At 69.2% G+C, this 19,640-nt stretch carries 16 protein-coding genes; 13 read left to right on the top strand and 3 right to left on the bottom strand.

Features of this window, described 5'->3' with window-relative positions; translation table 11 throughout:
* Positions 1–51 precede the first annotated feature (51 nt).
* The 10 genes from rsmI to GLO27_RS17835 all read left to right on the top strand — a co-directional run bounded on the left by rsmI (position 52) and on the right by GLO27_RS17835 (position 12,827).
* On the top strand, positions 52–879 hold the full coding sequence (gene rsmI, locus GLO27_RS17790; RefSeq protein WP_167256090.1) for a 16S rRNA (cytidine(1402)-2'-O)-methyltransferase: 828 nt from the start codon (positions 52–54) through the stop codon (positions 877–879).
* Positions 876–1,988: a LacI family DNA-binding transcriptional regulator gene (locus GLO27_RS20340; RefSeq protein ID WP_292775749.1), complete on the top strand. Its 1,113-nt coding sequence runs from the start codon at positions 876–878 to the stop codon at positions 1,986–1,988. The genes rsmI and GLO27_RS20340 overlap by 4 nt, the downstream gene beginning before the upstream one ends.
* A 207-nt stretch (positions 1,989–2,195) precedes the next feature.
* Complete coding sequence (locus GLO27_RS17800; RefSeq protein WP_021199909.1) at positions 2,196–3,845, top strand: ABC transporter substrate-binding protein; 1,650 nt, start codon at positions 2,196–2,198, stop codon at positions 3,843–3,845.
* Complete coding sequence (locus GLO27_RS17805) at positions 3,842–4,822, top strand: ABC transporter permease (protein ID WP_021199908.1); 981 nt, start codon at positions 3,842–3,844, stop codon at positions 4,820–4,822. The genes GLO27_RS17800 and GLO27_RS17805 overlap by 4 nt, the downstream gene beginning before the upstream one ends.
* Entirely contained in the window at positions 4,819–5,733 is a 915-nt protein-coding gene (locus tag GLO27_RS17810; RefSeq protein ID WP_021199907.1) for an ABC transporter permease, read from the top strand. Before GLO27_RS17805 ends, GLO27_RS17810 begins: the two co-directional genes overlap by 4 nt.
* The gene (locus GLO27_RS17815) at positions 5,730–7,457 is read left to right on the top strand and encodes an ABC transporter ATP-binding protein (RefSeq protein ID WP_167256092.1); all 1,728 of its coding nucleotides are present in this window, start codon (positions 5,730–5,732) and stop codon (positions 7,455–7,457) included. The genes GLO27_RS17810 and GLO27_RS17815 overlap by 4 nt, the downstream gene beginning before the upstream one ends.
* 39 nt (positions 7,458–7,496) lie before the next feature.
* The gene (locus GLO27_RS17820) at positions 7,497–8,666 is read left to right on the top strand and encodes a family 1 glycosylhydrolase (RefSeq protein WP_021199905.1); all 1,170 of its coding nucleotides are present in this window, start codon (positions 7,497–7,499) and stop codon (positions 8,664–8,666) included.
* A 75-nt stretch (positions 8,667–8,741) separates the two neighbouring features.
* Positions 8,742–10,286 carry a molybdopterin-dependent oxidoreductase gene (locus GLO27_RS17825; RefSeq protein ID WP_167256258.1) on the top strand — a complete coding sequence of 515 codons (1,545 nt, stop codon included), beginning with the start codon at positions 8,742–8,744 and terminating at the stop codon, positions 10,284–10,286.
* 39 nt (positions 10,287–10,325) lie between these two features.
* Positions 10,326–11,918, top strand: coding sequence for a methionine--tRNA ligase (gene metG, locus GLO27_RS17830; RefSeq protein ID WP_167256094.1), 1,593 nt, complete (start codon positions 10,326–10,328; stop codon positions 11,916–11,918).
* 30 nt (positions 11,919–11,948) lie between these two features.
* Positions 11,949–12,827 carry a TatD family hydrolase gene (locus GLO27_RS17835; RefSeq protein ID WP_029259614.1) on the top strand — a complete coding sequence of 293 codons (879 nt, stop codon included), beginning with the start codon at positions 11,949–11,951 and terminating at the stop codon, positions 12,825–12,827.
* Here GLO27_RS17835 and GLO27_RS17840 read toward each other — a convergent pair.
* Positions 12,806–14,110 (bottom strand): MFS transporter, encoded by a 1,305-nt coding sequence (locus GLO27_RS17840; RefSeq protein WP_292775753.1) that lies wholly within the window; start codon positions 14,108–14,110, stop codon positions 12,806–12,808. The two genes, GLO27_RS17835 and GLO27_RS17840, sit on opposite strands and share 22 nt — an antisense overlap.
* Before the next feature lie 54 nt (positions 14,111–14,164).
* On the opposite strand from GLO27_RS17840, the gene rsmA reads away from it, so the two are divergent.
* Genes rsmA through GLO27_RS17855 form a run of 3 tightly spaced genes read left to right on the top strand, consistent with a single transcriptional unit; the run spans position 14,165 to position 17,075 of the window.
* Positions 14,165–15,058, top strand: a complete 894-nt coding sequence (gene rsmA, locus GLO27_RS17845) for a 16S rRNA (adenine(1518)-N(6)/adenine(1519)-N(6))-dimethyltransferase RsmA (RefSeq protein ID WP_021199900.1) — start codon at positions 14,165–14,167, stop codon at positions 15,056–15,058.
* A gap of 9 nt (positions 15,059–15,067) precedes the next feature.
* The gene (mgrA, locus tag GLO27_RS17850; RefSeq protein ID WP_021199899.1) at positions 15,068–16,135 is read left to right on the top strand and encodes an L-glyceraldehyde 3-phosphate reductase; all 1,068 of its coding nucleotides are present in this window, start codon (positions 15,068–15,070) and stop codon (positions 16,133–16,135) included.
* A gap of 7 nt (positions 16,136–16,142) precedes the next feature.
* Positions 16,143–17,075 (top strand): 4-(cytidine 5'-diphospho)-2-C-methyl-D-erythritol kinase, encoded by a 933-nt coding sequence (locus GLO27_RS17855; RefSeq protein WP_021199898.1) that lies wholly within the window; start codon positions 16,143–16,145, stop codon positions 17,073–17,075.
* A gap of 12 nt (positions 17,076–17,087) precedes the next feature.
* Here GLO27_RS17855 and GLO27_RS17860 read toward each other — a convergent pair whose 3' ends face one another.
* Together GLO27_RS17860 and GLO27_RS17865 are read right to left on the bottom strand one after the other, a co-directional pair.
* Positions 17,088–17,549, bottom strand: a complete 462-nt coding sequence (locus tag GLO27_RS17860) for an Lrp/AsnC family transcriptional regulator (protein WP_167256262.1) — start codon at positions 17,547–17,549, stop codon at positions 17,088–17,090.
* 317 nt (positions 17,550–17,866) lie between these two features.
* On the bottom strand, positions 17,867–19,537 hold the full coding sequence (locus GLO27_RS17865; protein WP_167256264.1) for a helix-turn-helix domain-containing protein: 1,671 nt from the start codon (positions 19,535–19,537) through the stop codon (positions 17,867–17,869).
* Positions 19,538–19,640 lie beyond the last annotated feature (103 nt).

Raw genomic sequence — 19,640 nt, forward strand, 5'->3', positions numbered from 1 at the left:
AGACAACCGGCCTTCTCGGCCGGCTGCATCCGGCCCGCCTAAGCTGGGCGGGTGATCATCCTCGCCGCCACTCCGATCGGAAATCTCGGCGACGCGTCGCGCCGTCTCGTGGAGGTCTTGGAGAACGCCGAGGTCGTCGTGGCCGAAGACACCCGCACCACGCAACGTCTGCTGAAGGCCCTGCAGATCGAGAATCGCCCGCGCCTGATCGCCCTGCACGACCACAACGAGAAGCAGAAGGCCGCCGAGCTGGCGGCTCTCGCGGCCGAGACCGACATCGTGGTGATGAGCGATGCCGGGATGCCCACCGTGAGCGACCCCGGCTACGGGCTGGTCGCCGAAGCGGTCGCTCAGGGCGTCACAGTGACCGCGATCCCCGGGCCGAGCGCGGTGCTGATGGCACTCGCGATCTCGGGCCTGCCCACCGACCGCTTCACGTTCGAGGGGTTCCTGCCGCGCAAGCCGGGGGAGCGGCGTTCGACTCTGCGCGCGCTGGTGGCCGAACCCCGCACCATGGTCTTCTTCGAATCGCCCGCCCGCCTCGCGAGCTCCGTCGCCGACATGGGGGCGGCATTCGGCGACGACCGGCGGATCGCGGTGTGCCGAGAGCTGACGAAACTGTACGAGGAGGTGCGCCGCGGCACAGCCTCGGAACTCGTCGCCTGGGCCGAGGACGGCGTGAAGGGTGAGATCGTCGTCGTGGTCGAAGGGGCGGCGCACCGCGATGCCTCCCCGGAAGACGCTCTCGCGCAGGTGCAGAAGCTCGTCGCCGACGGCATCCGGTTGAAGGACGCCGCCTCCGAGGTCGCCGGCCTCACGGGTCTCTCCTCCCGCGACCTCTATCAGGCCGCCCTCGCCGCCCGCTCCGGAGGAGCGTGACCGTGAGCAAGGCGGCGACCGTGTACGACGTGGCCGATCGGGCCGGCGTCTCGATCGCCACGGTCTCGCGTGTGCTGCGCTCGCCGGATGCGGTGCGCCCGGTCACCCGTGAGCGCGTGCTCGACGCCGTCGCCGCGCTGGGGTACGTGCCCAGCGGCAGCGCCCGCGGACTCGCCGAGCGTCGAACCGGGGTGCTCGGGCTGTACTTCCCGGGGTTCGACGCCGCCGAGGATGCTCCGCCCCTCGACGCGCTCTCCGCCGCCGACGCCGACGCACCGCCGTTCGAGATCGTCCGCGACGAGGTGGAATCCGACGGCCGGCACACCTCGATGCTGTTCCTCGACGAGGTGCTGCGCGGTGCGGAGCTGGAGGCCTGGAAGCAGGGTTTCGTGCTGATGGTCGGCGTCGGGCGGGACGACCCGGATCGCTCTACCGTGCGCGACATGGCGGGCCGTGTGGACGGGCTCATGGTCCTCGCGAGCAGCGTGCCGGACGACGTGCTGGCCCGGCTGGCGCGGCGCATCCCCGTGGTGGTGCTCTCGGGTCCTCCCCGCGGCGATCACTACGACCACGTCACGGTGAGCAACGCCGAGGCGATGGGTGAGCTGACCAGGCACGTGCTGGCGCAGGTGGGAGACGGGCGGCTCGCGTTCCTCGCGGGGCCCGCGGATTCGCCGGACGGCCTGCAGCGCTGGGAGGGGTTCGCGGCCGCCGTGACGGCTGCCGGTGGTGGGCTCGACGACGTGACCGTGCTGCGCGGTGACTTCACCCGCGCATCGGGGCGCCGCGCGGCCGAGGAGCTTCTCGCCGCGGGGGTGCCGGCCGCGCTGATCGCCGCGAACGATCAGATGGCGCTCGGAGCGCTCGACGTGCTCCGAGGCGCCGGTATCCGCGTGCCGGACGACGTCCTGGTGACGGGCTTCGACGGGATCGAGGCCGCCGCGCTGTCGCAGCCTCCGCTGACCACGATCCGTCAGCCGATGATCGACCTCGGCCGGGCGGCCGTTCAGGTGCTCGCCCGGCGGCTGGAGAACGCGGAAGCCGACCCGGTGGTCGCCCGGCTGCCCCTCCAGATCCTGCTGCGCGAGAGCTCTCAGCGCCCCGTCTGAACGGCGCGGCCATGGTCGGCGCGCCCGTGTCAAGGGGTTGCGATCGCAAAATGTATGCGCTTACAATCACTGAGGCGGTGCACACCGCCCTGAGACGGCGCAGGCCGTGCGGGTGTTCCGAAGTTCCGGTGGTCCGGCAGGGGCGCCCTTCATGACAGAGACGACATGAGGTGGCAGATGTCAGGTGGCAGAACACCGGGACGGCGCATGATGCAGCGCTGGCGCCGAGCGACGATCGTGGGCCTCGCGGCCGTGGCGGTCGCCCTCAGCGGCTGCAGCATCCAGATCACATCCCAACCCGATCCGTCGATCGGCGCCGACACGATGCTGATCAATGCCGACAAGGGCAACCCGTTCTTCACGAAGAACTTCAACCCGTACCTCACCAACACGCGCACCGCGTCGCGGTGGATCTACGAGCCGCTGATCCTGATCAATCCGCTCGACGGCACGCAGAACCCGTGGCTCGCCTCCGAATGGAGTCAGCCCGACGCGCGCACGATCGTCATGACGATCCGCGACGACGTGAAGTGGAGCGACGGCGAAGACCTGACACCCGAGGACGTGGCCTTCACGTTCCAGCTGCTCAAGGACAACCCGTCGCTCGACATCAAGGGCGCATGGCAGCACCTCGACAGCGTCGAGACCGAGGGCAGCGACGTGATCCTGCACCTCAAGACCGAGGACGCGCCATCGCTGGCGATCCTCGGTCAGACCATGATCGTGCCCGAGCACCTCTGGTCCGATGTGAAGGACCCCGGCACGTATCGCAACGAGGATCCGGTCGGAACCGGGCCGTTCGTGCTCGGCAACTACAACGACCAGCAGTACTCGATGGACAAGAACCCCGACTACTGGCAGGCCGACTCGATCGAGATCGAGCACATCATCCTCCCCGCCACGAACTCGCAGCTCGACACCGTCACCCGCGGTTATGACTGGGCCTACTCCTTCATCTCCGACGTCGAGGGCACCTGGGGTGCGGCGAGCGAGCACAACGCGTGGTGGTTCCCGCCCGGCGGCGTGATCGCGTTGATGCCGAACCTCGAGGTCGCGCCCTTCGACGACGTGAACGTGCGACGCGGCATCGCGCTCTCCCTCGATCGTGAGGAGATCGCAGAGACCGCCTCCGAGGGATACATGAAGCCGGCGGGTCAGACCGGTCTCATCCTTCCGAACCAGGAGCAGTACCTGGATCCGAGCATCCCCGATCAGGGCATGATCACGCAGGACGAGGATGCCGCTCTCGCCGCCTTCGCCGACGCGGGCTACACCCTCGACGGCGACCGTCTCGTCGACGCGAACGGCGAGCAACTCGAGTTCGCGCTGACCACGGCGAACGGGTATTCCGACTGGACCAGGGCGGCGCAGACCGTGCGCAGCCAGCTCGCCGACGTCGGCGTGAAGGTCACCCTCAAGCTTCCGCAGCCCGCGGGATATCAGAGCGCGATCAGCAACGGCGACTTCGAGATGGCGATCGGCGGCATGGGCAACGGCGACGTGTACCAGGCCTACAACAACCTGCTTTCCAGCGAGTTCTACGTGCCGTCGGGAAAGCCGACCGCGAACAACTTCGAGCGCTACAAGTCGGACAAGGTCGACGCACTGCTCGCCGAGTATCGCGAGACCGTCGACGCCGCCCGCCAGGCCGAGATCGTGAAGGAGCTGCAGGGCGTCGTCTACGACGAGATGCCTGTGATCGGCCTCTACTACGGCGGCATCTGGGGCCTGTTCAGCGACGCCAAGTTCACCGGCTGGCCGAGTGAGGAAGACCCGTACATGATCCCGCAGAACTACGACTCCGCGCCGCTGGGCATCTTCACCCGGCTCGAGCGCGTGAAGGAGGACGACAAGTGAAGTACGTGCTCCAGAAGTTCGGCCTGTTCGTGCTCACCCTGTGGGCCGCGGTCACCCTGAACTTCTTCCTCCCGCGCATGATGCCCGGTTCCCCGGCGGATGCCGCCATCGCCAAGCTGTCCCAGAACGGGCCGGTGTCGGACGCCACGCGCGCCGCCATCGAGGCGCAGCTGGGGGTTCCGACCGGATCGCTGTGGGACCAGTACATCGCCTATCTCGGCCAGGTCGTCCGGCTCGACTTCGGCGTCTCGTACACGTTCTATCCGCAGTCGGTGTCGAGCATGGTGTCCACGGCGCTGCCGTACACGATCGGGCTCGTCGGCATCGTCACGATCCTCGCGTTCGTGATCGGCACGCTGATCGGCGTCGCTGCCGCCTGGCGTCGCGGCACCTGGCTCGACACGCTCCCGACGCTGACCGGTTCGTTCCTCAGCACGTTCCCGTACTTCTGGACCGCGCTGCTGCTGCTGTTCTTCTTCGGCTACGTGCTGCACTGGTTCCCGACCACCGGCGCCTATTCGGCGACCACGACACCCGGGTTCACCTGGGAGTTCCTCGGAGACCTGCTCAGCCACGCGTTCCTGCCGGCCCTGACGATCCTGCTCACCTCCCTGGGCGGATGGATCATCGGCATGCGCAACGCCATGATCAACACGCTCGGCGAGGACTACATCACGTTCGGCGAGGCGAACGGGCTGCACGGCCGCACGATCGCCCTCCGCTACGCCGCGCGCAACGCGATCCTGCCGAACCTCACCGGCTTCGGGCTCACGCTCGGCGGTGTGGTCGGCGGATCGATCCTGGTGGAACAGGTGTTCGGGTATCCGGGCATCGGCTATCTGCTCTTCAACGCCGTGATCGGGCAGGACTACCCGCTCATGCAGGCGCTCTTCCTGATGATCACCGTGAGCGTGCTCATCGCCAACTTCCTCGTTGACATCCTGTACGGGGTACTCGACCCAAGGACCCGCCGATGACTTCCACCATGAACGTCAAGATCCCCGCCGAGCGCATCGCTGCGCCCAGCCCATGGCGCGCCTTCGGACGCATGGTCGCCACCCTCTGGAGCAATGGCAAGGCACGGCTCGGGTTGTGCATCCTTGCCTTCTTCGTGCTCGTGGCGGTGTTCGCCCCCGTCCTCGCCCCCTACGGCGCGAAGGACAACACCTTCGAGCGCAACGCCGATGCGTCGTGGGCGCACTGGCTCGGCACGACGGCCGCGGGGGAGGACGTGCTCAGCCAGCTCATCTACGGCGCACAGGTCAGCCTGCTCGTCGGCTTCGCCGCCGGCATCCTGTCGACCATCGTGGCGGTGCTCATCGGTCTCAGCTGGGGCTACATGCGCGGTTTCGCCGGCGAGGTGGTCGGCTTCATCGTCAACCTCTTCCTGGTGATCCCCGGACTCCCGCTCATGATCGTGATCGCCGCGTACCTGCAGAACGGCGGCATCCTGATGATCATCGCGGTCATCGTGGTGACCGGCTGGGCCTGGGGCGCCCGTGTGCTCCGCAGCCAGACGCAGTCGCTGCGCGGCAACGACTTCGTCACCTCGGCGCAGTTCTCGGGTGACAGCAGGACGCGCATCATCTTCCGCGAGATCCTGCCCAACATGACGTCGATCATCGCCGGCACGCTCTTCGGGGCGGCGACGGCCGCGATCCTGGCGGAGGCAGGCCTGGAGTTCCTCGGCCTCGGCGACTCCAGCATCGTCAGCTGGGGCACCATGCTCTACTGGGCGCAGAACTCCAACTCCCTGCTCACCGGACAATGGCTGCTGCTGTTCGCCCCCGGTCTGTGCATCGCACTGCTGGCGTTGAGCCTGACACTGATCAACTTCGGCGTGGACGGCATCTCCAATCCGCGCCTGCGAGAGGGGAAGGGTCGATGACCGCCATGGCACCCGCGACCACCACCACGGAGAACGACATCCTGCTCGAGGTGCAGGGGCTGTCCGTCGAATACGCCTCGCCGGGCACGAAGCCCGTCACCGCGGTCGAGAACGTGTCGTTCTCGCTCCGCCGCGGCGAGTTCGTCGGTCTGGTCGGCGAGTCGGGGTCGGGCAAGTCGACCCTCGGCTTCGCCCTCACGCGACTGCAGAAGCCCCCGGCGCGCATCAGCGCGGGGCGCATCCTCTTCGGCGGGCGCGACATCCGCGAGCTGGATGCCGAGGAGCTGCGTCGTCAGCGTCAGGGCGGATTCGCCATGGTGCTGCAGTCGGGCATGAACGCCCTCAACCCCGTGCGCACCATCGGCAACCACTTCCGCGACATCTTCGCGGCGCACGGACACGTGCCCAAGGACGCCCGCGATGCGCGTGCCCGTGAGCTCATCGGCAAGGTCGGCCTCGACGCGTCGGTGCTCGCCCGTTACCCGGGCGAGCTCTCCGGCGGTATGCGCCAGCGTGCCTCGATCGCGCTCGCGCTGTCTCTCGAACCACAGCTGATGGTGTTCGACGAGCCCACCACGGCGCTCGACGTGCTCGTGCAGCACGCGGTGATGGACACGATCAAGGAGCTGCAGCGGGCCGAGCACTTCACCGCCATCCTCATCAGTCACGACCTCGGCATCGTGCTGGAGGCGACCGACCGGGTGATGGTGATGCACGAAGGGCACATCGTCGAAGACGCCAGGAGCATCGACATCCTCGAGCGCCCGCAGGACGAGTACACCCGGATGCTGCTGAGCCACTACGCGGACCCCCGCGCGGAGAAGATCGAGATCCCCGGCTTCCTCGATGCCGGTACCCGCCGTCGTGAAGGACGTGCGCGGACCGACGTCACCGAGACGCTGCCGACCGTGTCGTCGCGCGACACCCGTCGTGCGGATGCGGCGATCGTGGTGGAGGGCGTCTCGAAGCACTACCCGGCCCCTCGACGTGGGCAGGACGCCGTGACCGCGGTCGACGACGTGTCGTTCCGGCTCGAACCGGGGGAGGCCCTGGCACTCGTGGGCGCCTCGGGCTCGGGCAAGTCGACCATCGCCAAGATGTTGACGGGCGTCGAGAAGCCGACCTCCGGTACGGTGCACTTCGGCGATGTCGACGTGGCCTCTCTCAAGCGACACGGTCTGCGTGACCTCCGCAAGGACGTGCAGATGGTGTTCCAGGATCCGTATGCGGCGCTCAACCCGCTGCACACCGTCGAATACGCCCTCACCCGTCCGGTCATGAACTACACGACGCTGCGCGGGCCAGAGGCCAGGGCGCGAGTGCTCGAACTGCTCGAGACGGTCGGTCTCACGCCCGTCGAGCAGTTCGCGGCCAAGCTGCCGCACCAGCTCTCCGGCGGGCAGCGGCAGCGCGTCGTGATCGCCAGGGCGCTCGCGAGCGACCCGCAGGTGCTGATCGCCGATGAACCCGTCTCGATGCTCGACGTCTCGCTGCGCGCCGGGGTGCTGGCTCTGCTGGAGGATCTGCGCGAGAGGTGGGGCATCAGCATGCTCTACATCACGCATGACCTGCTGAGCGCGCGCCTGGTGACCCAGAACATCCTGGTGCTCAACGGCGGTCGGGTGGTCGAACGCGGCGAGACCGCGGAGGTGCTGCAGCATCCGGAGGATCCGTACACGATCCAGTTGCTCGACGCCGTGCCCAACCCCGCGCGCCTGCGCTGACCGTCACGACTTCAACACAAGAGAGAGAGGAGAGCACTCGTGCTCGCATTCCCCGACGGCTTCCTGTGGGGTGCCGCGACAGCGGCCCACCAGGTGGAGGGCAACAACACCACGAGCAACTGGTGGGCGATGGAACACGCGCCCGGCTCGCCCATGGTGGAGCCCTCCGGTGACGCCGCCGACCACTTCCACCGCTACCCGGAGGACATGCGGCTGCTCGCCGCCGCCGGGCTGAACTCCTACCGGTTCTCGGTGGAGTGGGCGCGGATCGAGCCCGAGCGCGGCTTCGTCTCCCGGGCGATGCTCGACCACTACCGTCGCATGATCGACACCGCCCGCGAGAACGGGCTCGACCCCACGGTCACGCTCATGCACTTCACGGTGCCGCAGTGGTTCCAGAAGGACGGCTTCTGGCGTGCCGACGACGCGGTGGATCTGTTCGCCCGCTACGTCGAGACCGTGCTGCCGATCCTCGACGGCATCGACTACGTGTGCACGATCAACGAGCCGAACATCGCGGCGATGCTGGCCGGGGGAGAGGACGCGGCGAACCTCGTCGCCTACGGCCTCCCGAACCCCGATCTCGCCGTCGCCGACACGCTGCTCGAGGCGCACCACCGCGCATCGGAGATCCTGCACTCGGTGCCCGGTGTCAAGGCCGGATGGACCATCGCCACGCAGGCCTTCCACTCCACGGGAGAGCCTGGCGCCGACGAGATGCTCGCCGCGTACGGCGACCCTCGCGACCACTGGTACCTCGACCAGTCGGCCGGCGACGACTTCGTCGGCGTGCAGGCCTACACCCGCACCTTCATCGGTCCCGAGGGCCCGCGCCCGGTGGCGGACGATGTGGAGACCACGCTGACCGGCTGGGAGTTCTTCCCCGAGGCGCTCGAGATGGGAGTGCGCAGCGCCTGGGAGCGCAGCGGGGGAGTGCCCGTGCTCGTGACCGAGAACGGCATCGCGACCGCTGACGACACGCGGCGCATCGCCTACACGCAGGGTGCGCTCGAAGGACTGCACCGCGCCATCTCCGACGGCATCGACGTGCGCGCCTACCAGCACTGGAGCGCGCTCGACAACTACGAATGGGCCAGCGGCTTCCGGCCCACGTTCGGCCTGATCGGCTTCGACCACGAGACGTTCGAGCGCTCGCCGAAGCCGTCGCTCGCCTGGCTCGGAGAGGTCGCGCGCCGCAACGGCCTTTGAGAGGCGCCGCCGACCCCGCCGCGGATGCGCCCCCGGCATCCGCGGCGGGGTTACCCTCGGGTCATGACGAACGCGATGCACGCGACGCGGGGGGAAGAGACGCGGCGGGACGCCCTCCGGGCAGCCGCCGCCGGCCTGAGCGCGTCGTTCCTCGCCGTCGGCCTGGCGGAGCTCGTCGCCGCGGTGGTGGAGCCGAGCGCGAGCCCGTTCGCCGTGATCGGGAGCGGGCTCATCGATCTCGCACCGAGCTGGGCGAAGGACACCGCCATCGCGCTATTCGGCACCGGGGACAAGGCGGCCCTGATCACGGGGATCGCCGTCGTGCTCGTCGTCGTCGCCGCCGTCGCCGGGATCCTGGAGCGCAGACGATCCGGTCTCGGGGCGGTGATCCTGGGAGCCCTCGGCGTTCTCGCCGTCGTCGCGGCGATGATCCGACCCGGCGCGGGACCCTTCGCCTGGCTCCCCGGTCTCATCGCCGGGCTCGTGGCGGTGATCACTCTGCGTCTCCTCGTGGCGCGACTGCGACCGGTCGCGGGCCTGCAGCCCGACGGCGAGGACCGGAGACGGTTCCTGCTGTGGACCGCCGGGGTCGCCGCGGCCGGCGCCGTGGCTCTCATCGTCGGGAACGTCGCGCGCGGCGCGAGCCGTTCGATCGAAGCCGTCCGCGATGCCCTGCGGCTGCCGAGCGCGGCACGCGCAGCGGCCGCGGTTCCTGCCGGCGCGGAGCTGGGGATCCGCGGTCTGGCTTCCGTCGTGACACCGAACGCGGAGTTCTACCGGATCGACACCGCGCTCATCGTGCCGCAGGTCGACCCGGCCGACTGGTCGTTGCGCATCCACGGGATGGTCGACCGCGAGATCGAGATCACCTGGGACGAGCTGCTGGCCATGCCGATGCAGGAGTCCGACGTGACGCTCGCCTGCGTGTCGAACGAGGTCGGGGGATCACTGATCGGCAACGCCCGCTGGCTGGGTCTTCCGGTGCGGGCGCTGCTCGCGCGCGCGGGTGTGGATCGCGACGCCGACATGGTGCTCTCGACCTCGGCCGACGGCTTCACGGCATCGACCCCGATCGAGGCGCTCACGGATGACCGCGACGCTCTGCTCGCGATCGGCATGAACGGAGAGCCGCTGCCGATCGAGCACGGATTCCCGGTGCGGATGGTGGTGCCGGGTCTCTACGGCTATGTGTCGGCCACGAAGTGGGTCACACAGCTGGAGGTGACGCGGTTCGACCGTGCCACGGCCTACTGGACGACGCGAGGGTGGTCGGATCGCGGGCCCATCAAGCTGCAGTCCCGCATCGACGTCCCGCGCCGTGGGCAGTCGGTCCCGGCGGGGGCCGCGGTGATCGCCGGGATGGCCTGGCAGCAGCACGTCGGCATCGCCGGGGTGGAGGTGCGCATCGACGACGGCCCGTGGCGCGCCGCCGAGCTCGCGACCGCGATCTCCGCCGACACCTGGGTGCAGTGGAGTCTCGACTGGACCGCCGAGAGCGGTGCGCACACCATCGAATGCCGGGCGCTGAGCGCCGACGGCGAGACGCAGACCTCGGATCCGGCTGCTCCGGCACCCGACGGCGCTCAGGGATGGCACCGCATCGACGTCTCCGTCGGCTGAGCGCGTAACCACCCGCGGCATCGCACCTAGAATTGCTCCATGCCCGCAGGCGAATCCTTCTACATCACCACGCCCATCTACTACCCGTCCGACGTGCCTCACATCGGTCACGGGTACACGACGGTGGCCGTCGACACGCTCGCACGGTGGCACCGCCAGGCGGGGGATGACACCTGGATGCTCACGGGCACCGACGAGCACGGTCAGAAGATGCTGCGCGCGGCGGCGGCGAACAACGTCACCCCGCAGGAATGGGTCGACAAGCTCGTCAGCGAGAGCTGGTTCCCGCTGCTGACGACGCTCGACGTCGCCAACGACGACTTCATCCGCACGACGCAGGAGCGGCACGAGACGAACGTGCAGACGTTCTTCCAACGCCTGTACGACCGCGGGTACATCTACGCGGGCGAGTACGAGGCGCTCTACTGTGTGGGCTGCGAGGAGTTCAAGCCCGAGTCGGAGATCGTCGACGGCACCGGTCCTTTCGAGGGACTCAAGGTCTGCGCGATCCACTCCAAGCCTCTCGAACTGCTGCAGGAGAAGAACTACTTCTTCAAGCTCAGCGAGTTCCAGGACCGCCTGCTCGAGCTCTACAAGACCCAGCCCGATTTCGTGCGCCCCGACTCCGCGCGCAACGAGGTCGTCTCCTTCGTGAGCCAGGGTCTGAAGGACCTGTCGATCTCGCGTTCGACCTTCGACTGGGGCATCCCGCTGCCCTGGGACGAATCGCATGTCATCTACGTGTGGGTCGACGCCCTGCTGAACTACGCCACGGCCGTGGGCTACGGCTCCGATGAGGAGACTTTCGCACGCCGCTGGCCCGCCTACCACGTGGTCGGCAAGGACATCCTGCGCTTCCACGCCGTGATCTGGCCCGCGCTGCTGATGGCGGCCGGCCTCGACGTGCCCAAGGGCGTGTTCGCGCACGGCTGGCTGCTCGTCGGCGGCGAGAAGATGTCGAAGTCGAAGCTCACCGGCATCGCGCCGACCGAGATCACCGACGTCTTCGGTTCCGACGCGTACCGCTTCTACTTCCTCTCGGCGATCGCCTTCGGTCAGGACGGCTCCTTCTCGTGGGAGGACCTGTCCGCCCGCTACCAGGCCGAGCTCGCGAACGGCTTCGGCAACCTCGCCTCGCGCACCACCGCGATGATCGAGAAGTACTTCGAGGGCGTCGTGCCGCCCGCGGCCGAGTACACCGAGAAGGACCTCGCGATCCAGAAGATCGTGGCGGATGCGGCGACGAATGCGGATGCGTCCATCGCGCAGTTCCGCATCGATGAGGCGATCTCGGCGATCTGGACGATCGTCGATGCGCTCAACGGCTACATCACCGCGAACGAGCCGTGGGCACTGGCCAAGCAGACGAACAGCGGAGACGAGGGCCAGCGCGCACGCCTCGGCACCGTGCTGTACACCTGCGCCGAGGGGCTGCGCGCGCTCGCGGTGCTGCTGTCGCCGGTGATGCCGGAATCGACCGAGAAGCTCTGGGTCGCCCTCGGCGCCGCCGAGACCCTGGGTCGCCTGCAGGACCAGCCGATCCGCGAGGCGGGCGCCTGGGGCGTGCTGCGCCCCGGTACCAGTGTCAACGGCCTCTCGCCGCTGTTCCCGCGGGTGGAGTCAGCGGGCTGAGCCGCGGCCCGGAACACAGAGCGCGAAGAGATGGCCGAGACCTACGTGCGTGAGCGTTCGGGGGACGGACGCAAGGATCTGAAGTATCCGTCCGCCCCCGAACCGCTGACGGTTCCGGTGTACGACAACCATGCGCACCTGGAGATCGTCGACGGTGATCAGCCGCTGTCGCTGACCGAGCAGCTCGACCGGGCGGCGGCCGTGGGCATCGCCGGGGTCGTGCAGGCTTCGGGCGACATCGAGTCGTCGCGGTGGGCGGTCGAGGCCGCGGCATCCGACCCTCGTGTGCTGGCCGCCGTCGCGATCCACCCGAACGATGCGCCGACGTACGCAGAGGAGGGGCGTCTGGATGAGGCGATCGCGGTGATCGACGAGCTCGCCGCACACCCGCGCACCCGGGCGATCGGCGAGACGGGGCTCGACTTCTTCCGCACGGAGCCAGAGCGGCAGGCGCCGCAGTTCGAGTCGTTCGAGGCGCACATCGCGCTCGCGAAGAAGCACGGCATCGCGATGCAGATCCACGACCGCGACGCGCACGACGCCGTGCTGGAGACGCTCTCCCGCCTCGGCGCCCCGGAGCGCACGGTGTTCCACTGCTTCTCGGGCGACGACGCGATGGCGCGCATCTGCGCCGACGCCGGGTACCACCTGTCGTTCGCCGGCAACGTCACGTTCAAGAACGCCCAGAATCTGCGCGATGCGTTGAAGGTCACCCCGCTCGATCGCCTCCTGGTCGAGACGGATGCGCCGTTCCTCACCCCGGTGCCGCTGCGCGGACGCCCGAACGCGCCCTACCTGGTGCCGATCACGGTGCGCTTCATGGCCGCAGAGCTCGGCCTCGACGTGGATGAGCTGTGCGCCCAGCTCGCCGAGAACACGCTGCGGGTCTACGGCTCCTTCGACTCCTGAGGCTCGTTCGCCGACGGACTCGCGGGTTCCGCGTCGTCGGGCGCGGTGTCGGCGATGGGCTTCGCCGACACGATCTGCGAGATGGGCTTCCACACCAGCAGCAGCGTGAGGGCGGCACCGACGAACGCGAACCACCACGGTGCGGTGAGCCCCCACACCTGGGCGATCACGCCGCCGAGCGCCTGCCCGACGACCATGCCGCCGAACACTCCGACCATGTTCACCGACGCCACCCGTCCCTGGAGCTCGGCGGGGACCAGTCGCTGTCGCACGGTCGTGGAGATCGTGCCCCACACGAACGCGTAGGCGCCGAAGAAGAACATGATGACCAGGGCGACCCACCCGGTGGTGGTGAGTGCGAAAGACAGGTGCATGAGCACCTCGAGCGAGAGCACGACGCGCATCAGCGTCGCGAACGACACGTGCCGTTCCAACCAGCCGAAGCTGAGGGTCGCGAGGATCCCCCCGGCCGCCGATGCCGTCGTGAGTGCACCGTAGCCGACCGCGCCCATGTGCAGGTGCTCGGTGGCGTACAGCACGAGGACGCCCCAGGGTGCCGCCCAGGTGATGTTGAAGACCAGGATGATGAGCACCAGCATCCGCACCGGCGGGTTGCGCCACAGCCACCGCAGGCCTTCGGCGATGTCGGTGTGCACGGGCGGGTGGGTGTCGGTCTCCCGGGGCGGGACGGGCGTCTTCGCCATGCGCGAGATGAGCACCACGGCGAAGCTCACGCACACGACCTCGAGCAGGAAGGGCCACGCCGTGCCGGCCGCGAACAGGAATGCTCCCAGCGGGGGACCGGCGAACTGGTTCGCGACCAGGTATCCGGCCTGCAGGCGCGCGTTGCCGACGCCGAGGTCTGCGGGTTTCACGAGCATGGGCAGCAGCGTGCTTCCCGCCGTGTCGACGAAGACCTCGGCGGTGCCGTAGAGGAACGCGACCGCGAGCACGATCCAGATGTTCGCGACCCCGGTGAGGAGGAACACGCAGAGAGCTGCGAGTACGAGGGCTCTGGCCGCGTTGGCGAACATGACCAGGCGACGACGGTCGAAGCGGTCGGCGATCGCGCCGGCGTGCAGGCCGAAGAGCAGCCAGGGGAGGAACTGCAGGATCGCGCCGGCCGCCACCAGGATCGGCGACGAGGTCATCGACGCGATGAGCAGCGGAGCGGCCGCGAGCGCGACGCCGTCGCCGACGTTGCTCGTCCACGACGACGCGAGCAGCCAGCGGAAGTCTCGGCCCATGCGGCGGGGCGCGACGAGTTCACCGAGAGAAGGCACCAGAGAAGACTACTGACGGCGGGGGACATCGAAGGAGTGGGGGAGAATGGGGGGATGACCGTCACCCTGCTCGGCGCCACCGAGATCCGCCGCCTCGCCGCCGAGCTCGACGTCACCCCGACGAAGAAGCTCGGCCAGAACTTCGTCACCGATGCGAACACCGTCCGCAAGATCGTGCAGGCGGCCCGCGTGCAGCCGCACGAGCGTGTGGTCGAGGTCGGACCGGGGCTCGGCTCCCTGACGCTCGCGATCCTCGAGACCGGCGCCTCCGTCACAGCCGTCGAGATCGATCACCGACTGGCCGCCCGTCTCGCGCAGACCGCGGCCGAGCACGGCGTCGAGGCCGATCGGCTCACGGTCGTCGATGCGGATGCACTGCGCATCACCGCGCTGCCGGGGGAGCCCACCGTGCTGGTGGCCAACCTGCCCTACAACGTCTCGGTGCCGGTGCTGCTGCACTTCCTCGAGAACTTCGCCTACCTCCAGCGCGGCGTCGTGATGGTCCAGGCCGAGGTCGCAGAGCGCCTGGCCGCGAAGCCCGGCTCGAAGATCTACGGCTCGCCCAGCGTCAAGGCCGCCTGGTATGGGGAGTGGAAGCTGTCCGGAAACGTCTCCCGCCAGGTGTTCTGGCCGGTGCCGAACGTCGACAGCCTGCTGGTCGGCTTCGACCGCTCCGAGGGCGAGCGCGGCACCGAGGAGGAGCGTCGCCGCACGTTCCAGATCGTGGACGCGGCGTTCAACCAGCGCCGCAAGATGCTCCGCCAGGCCCTCTCCGGGATCTTCGGCAGCTCGGCCGCGGCGTCGGAGGTGCTGATCGCCGCCGGTGTCGCCCCGACCGCACGTGGAGAAGACCTCACGGTCGAGGACTACCAGCGCATCGCGCAGCACGCCCCGGCGGCGGACGCCGCTGCGGAGATCGTCACCGACGACGTCGCTCCCACCCAGTAATCTGGCACCGTGACCGACTCCCCCCGCTTCCGCCCCGATGTCCCCGAGCTGCACCGTCCGTATGCGGCGGACGAGAACCGCTACCAGCAGTTCGCCTACCGCCAGGTCGGCACGTCCGGCCTCTACCTGCCCCCGATCTCGCTCGGGCTGTGGTGGAACTTCGGCGACAACATCCCGCTCGACAACCAGCGCGCACTGCTGCGCCACGCGTTCGACCGCGGCATCACGCACTTCGATCTGGCGAACAACTACGGCCCGCCCTACGGCTCGGCCGAGAAGAACTTCGGGCGCATCTTCGCCGAAGACCTCCGCCCGTACCGCGACGAGCTGATCATCTCGTCGAAGGCCGGGTGGGACATGTGGCCCGGCCCCTACGGCGACTTCGCGAGCCGCAAGTACATCCTCGCCAGTGCAGAGCAGTCCTTGACCCGCATGGGTCTCGACTACGTCGACATCTTCTACTCGCACCGCGTCGACCCGGTCACCCCGATCGCCGAGACGGTCGGCGCGCTCGACACCCTGGTGCGGCAGGGCAAGGCCCTGTACGTCGGGATCTCGTCCTACAGCGCCGAGCGCACGGCCGAGGCCGTCGCGGTCGCGAAGGACCTCGGCACGCCGCTGGTCATCCATCAGCCCGCATATTCGATCCTCAACCGCTGGGTCGAGGACGGCCTGACCGACACCCTCGAGCAGTCGGGCCTGGGGGCGATCGCCTTCACGCCGCTGGCGCAGGGGCTGCTCACCGACAAGTACCTCGGCGACGGTACGGCCGAGCGCGCGCAGAAGCGCGGCTCGCTGCCGGAGGGGCGGCTCACCGACGACGCGGTGCAGACGCTGCGTTCACTCAACGAGGTCGCGCAGGGACGCGGCCAGTCGCTCGCGCAGCTCGCCCTGCAGTGGACGCTGCGCACCCCCGTCGTGGCCTCCGCACTGATCGGCGCTTCCCGTCCCGAACAGCTGGACGAGAACATCGCGGCGGTGAACGGACCCGCCTTCACGACGGAGGAGCTCGCCCGCATCGACGAGCTCGCCGGCGCCATCGACGTCAACCTGTGGGCGAAGTCCTCGGAGCTGTGACCCGATCATGAGCCATGCCGCGTTCACCGATTCCGTGCACGTGCGCGCCCCGGGGAAGATCAACGTCTTCCTCGGGGTCGGCGGGCGGCATGACGACGGCTACCACGCGCTGGCGACGGTGTTCCAGGCGGTCTCCCTCTACGAAGACGTGATCGCGCGCCCGGCCGACGACTTCTCGGTCACGGTCTCGGGTGTGGAAGACATCGGCTCGGTTCCTCTCGACGACCGCAACCTCGCGATGCGTGCGGCCAAGCTGCTCGCCGCGGCCGTAGATCATCGCGGCGGAGTCGCCCTGGAGATCCGCAAGAGTGTGCCCGTCGCGGGGGGCATGGGGGGAGGATCTGCGGATGCTGCGGCCGCCCTGGTCGCCTGCGATGCGCTGTGGGGCACCGGGCTGTCGCAGACGCGCCTGCACGACCTCGCCGCGCGTCTCGGCGCGGATGTGCCCTTCGCGCTGCACGGCGGCACGGCGGTCGGCACCGGTCGCGGCGATCAGCTCAACCCGGCACTCGCGCGCGGACGCTTCGACTGGATCCTGGTGCCCAGCGAGCAAGGGCTCTCGACGCCCGTGGTCTACGAGCGCCTCGACCTGCTGCGCGAGGAGGAGGGGGCTCTCGCCGACGATCCGCCGCTGTCGCTCGACGTGCCGATCCCGGTGCTGCAGGCGCTCCGGTCGGGCGACCCGGTGAGGCTCGCCGAGACGCTGTTCAACGATCTGCAGGCTGCGGCCCTCTACGAGCGACCCGACCTCGCTGACACGATCCGTCAGGGGGTCGCTGCCGGCGCGTTGCAGGGCATCGTCTCCGGTTCCGGACCCACCGTGGCACTGCTGTGCCCCGATCCCGAGACCGCACAGGACGTGCAGTCCTCGCTGCGGGAGGGAGGGCTCGACCCCCTGCATGTGCACGGTCCCGTTCCGGGCGCGCGCATCATCGGCTGACGGGCGAGACGCTCACTCCGCGTGCAGCAGTGCGCTCACCCGGTAGGGGATGACCTCGCGCAGGAACAGGCTCGTCGAGGTGCGGAGGATGCCGGGGCACAGCCGCACCACCTCGGCGACGCGGTAGAGGTCGTCCGGGTCCCGGGCGACGACGCGCAGCAGCAGGTCGGTGTCACCGGCCGGCGCGAAGCACTCCAGCACCTCGGGAACACGGCTGAGCGCCTCGATCGCGGCGGTGATCTTGTGCTGGTCGAGCTCGACGAGGATCGAGGCGGCGACGCCGCGGCCCAGTGCCTGCGGGAGGATGCGCGAGCTGTGCGCACGCAGATAGCCACCCGACTCGAGACGGTCGAGACGTGCGTGCACGGTGCCGCGTGCGAGGCCGAGGTCCTGGGCGATCAGGGCCACCGGGCGCCGTGGGTCGGTGTCGAGCACCGTGAGGATCCGTCGGTCGGTCTCGTCGAGGTTGGCCATTTCGATCACCGTCACCTTCTTCGGGTCGCGTGGATTGATCGGATCGATCAATCGAAACTCACTCTATGGTCTGAATGCCCTATACGTGTTGAAATGAGTGTCAGATACGCAGGATGTCGGCCACGAGCGGGCATCACGCGCACTCGACGGAGAGGCCACGAGCCGCCCCTGCCGGGTGTCGACGGCGACGGGCCACGAGCCTCTGCCGGCCCCGTCCCCGGGAGGGGCGGGGCAGGCGCTGTCCCTGAGGTGGCGCTGTCCGCTGATGCGGCCCTGTCCCTGAGGTGGCGCTGTCCCCTGATGGTGCGAGGGGTGCGTCAGTCGCGGGGAACGAGCAGACGCAGCTGCACCATGGCCGAGAACCGGGCTTCCGGATCGGTCAGATCGAGTCCGCTGATCTCCGACAGTCGGCGCAGCCGATACCGGAAGGTGTTCGGGTGCGTGTAGACCCGGGCCGCGGCCACCGCGACATCGCCGAAGGCATCGAGCCAGGCCCGCAGCGTCTCGACCAGGTGCGTGCCCTTCTCCCGATCCTGGGCGAGGAGATGGGCGACGGGGCCGGTGGGCTGGTCACCCCGTGCACGCACGAGGTCGCCGAGCTCGACCAGCAGTGCCTCCATCTGCACAGCGGTGAAGCGTGCCACCGGTTCATGCGACGGGGCCTGTCGGACCACGCGGAGGGCGCGGTCGGCGTTCGCGCGGGATGAGGGGATGCCGGTGGTCTCGTCCGCCACGGTACCGACGCCGATGCGGATCTCGCTGGTCGCTCCGAGCCGACCGAGGAAGTCGGTGGCCACACGCGCAGCGCGGTTGTCCGCGTCGCTGCGCTCGGCTCCGGATTCGGCATCGCCCTGCTCCGGGCGGGTGCCGACCACGGCGTACACGACATCGCCGATCACGGCGACGGCGGAACGGAGGTAGACCGCGCCCAGGTGCACGGCGAAGGCGTCGGCGATGTGCTGTCTCTCCGCGACGCCCCGGGCGCCGGCCGATGGTTCGTCGTCGGCTTCTTCCGCGGCGGACAGCGCGAGGACCACGCATCGGTGGTCGTTCAGCCGCAGCCGCGCCGTGGCATCCGCCGCCCCCGGACCCCCTTCGAGGATGGTGGCGAGCAGGTCGGCGCGCAGCCGGCGCTCGACATCGGCACCGGCCCGCAGGCGCAGCATGTGCAGGGCCACCAAGCCGGCCGAGTCCTTCAGCGCACGCACACGGTCGGGGGAGAGCGGTTCCTGCACCGCGGCCCAGATCGATCCGAGGATCTCGTCGCCCGCGCGCACGGCCAGGGCCACGCGGGGGAAGGACGGAAGGCCCTCGGTGTTGAGCACGGGGCCGACGTCGATAGGATCCTCGCTGCGATACAGCTCCTGGAAGACCCCGCGCTCTTCGAGCTGGCGTGCGAACCGCTCGGGGACCTGTCGTCCGAGAACCGTCTCGATGCGTGCCGGATCGGCTTCGTGCTGGCGCCCCGAGAACGCGACGACCCGGGAGTTGCGGTCCTCGATCGTGACCGGTGCGTTCAACAGGGTGGCGATCGCGTTGGCGAGGGCGAAGAGATCGCCGGAAGGCATCCCGCCGAGCGTGGTGGCTCCCTGATCGCCGACGTCGCCCTCGGCGATGAGCGAGCGCAGCATCGCGGCCAACTGTGCCCACGACGCCCCGCGGGTGAGGGCGAGGACAGGGATGCCGGTGGCCTCGGACGCATCGCGCACCGGCTGCTCGGCGCGCACCGGGGCGCGTAGCACGAGGGCGGAGGCGTGCTGGGCGGCGAGGGTCTGCAGCAGTGCGGCGATCTCCTCGGGGTCGCTCAGCCCGACGCCGAGGACGAGGGCACCGCGCATCGGCATGGCGTCGTCGAGGACGTCGTGGATGACGACCGTCTCGATCTCGGCGTCGTCGTCGGCCGCACCGCTCACGACCTCGAGCAGGGTGTTGCCGAGGTCTTCGATGACCCGGCCGAGGCTGGCGCGGGGCCTGGTCGTCACGGACATGAGCACAGGGCCCAGGGTAGGGGGAGACCGCCGGTCGCGGAGCTGTGGGGCACGACGAAATCGTATCGACTCTTGGTCGATCTCGACAGGATCGTCGTGCCCC

It is taken from the genome of Microbacterium sp. Be9 (assembly GCF_011754135.1).
Classification (GTDB): Bacteria; Actinomycetota; Actinomycetes; order Actinomycetales; family Microbacteriaceae; genus Microbacterium; species Microbacterium maritypicum_A.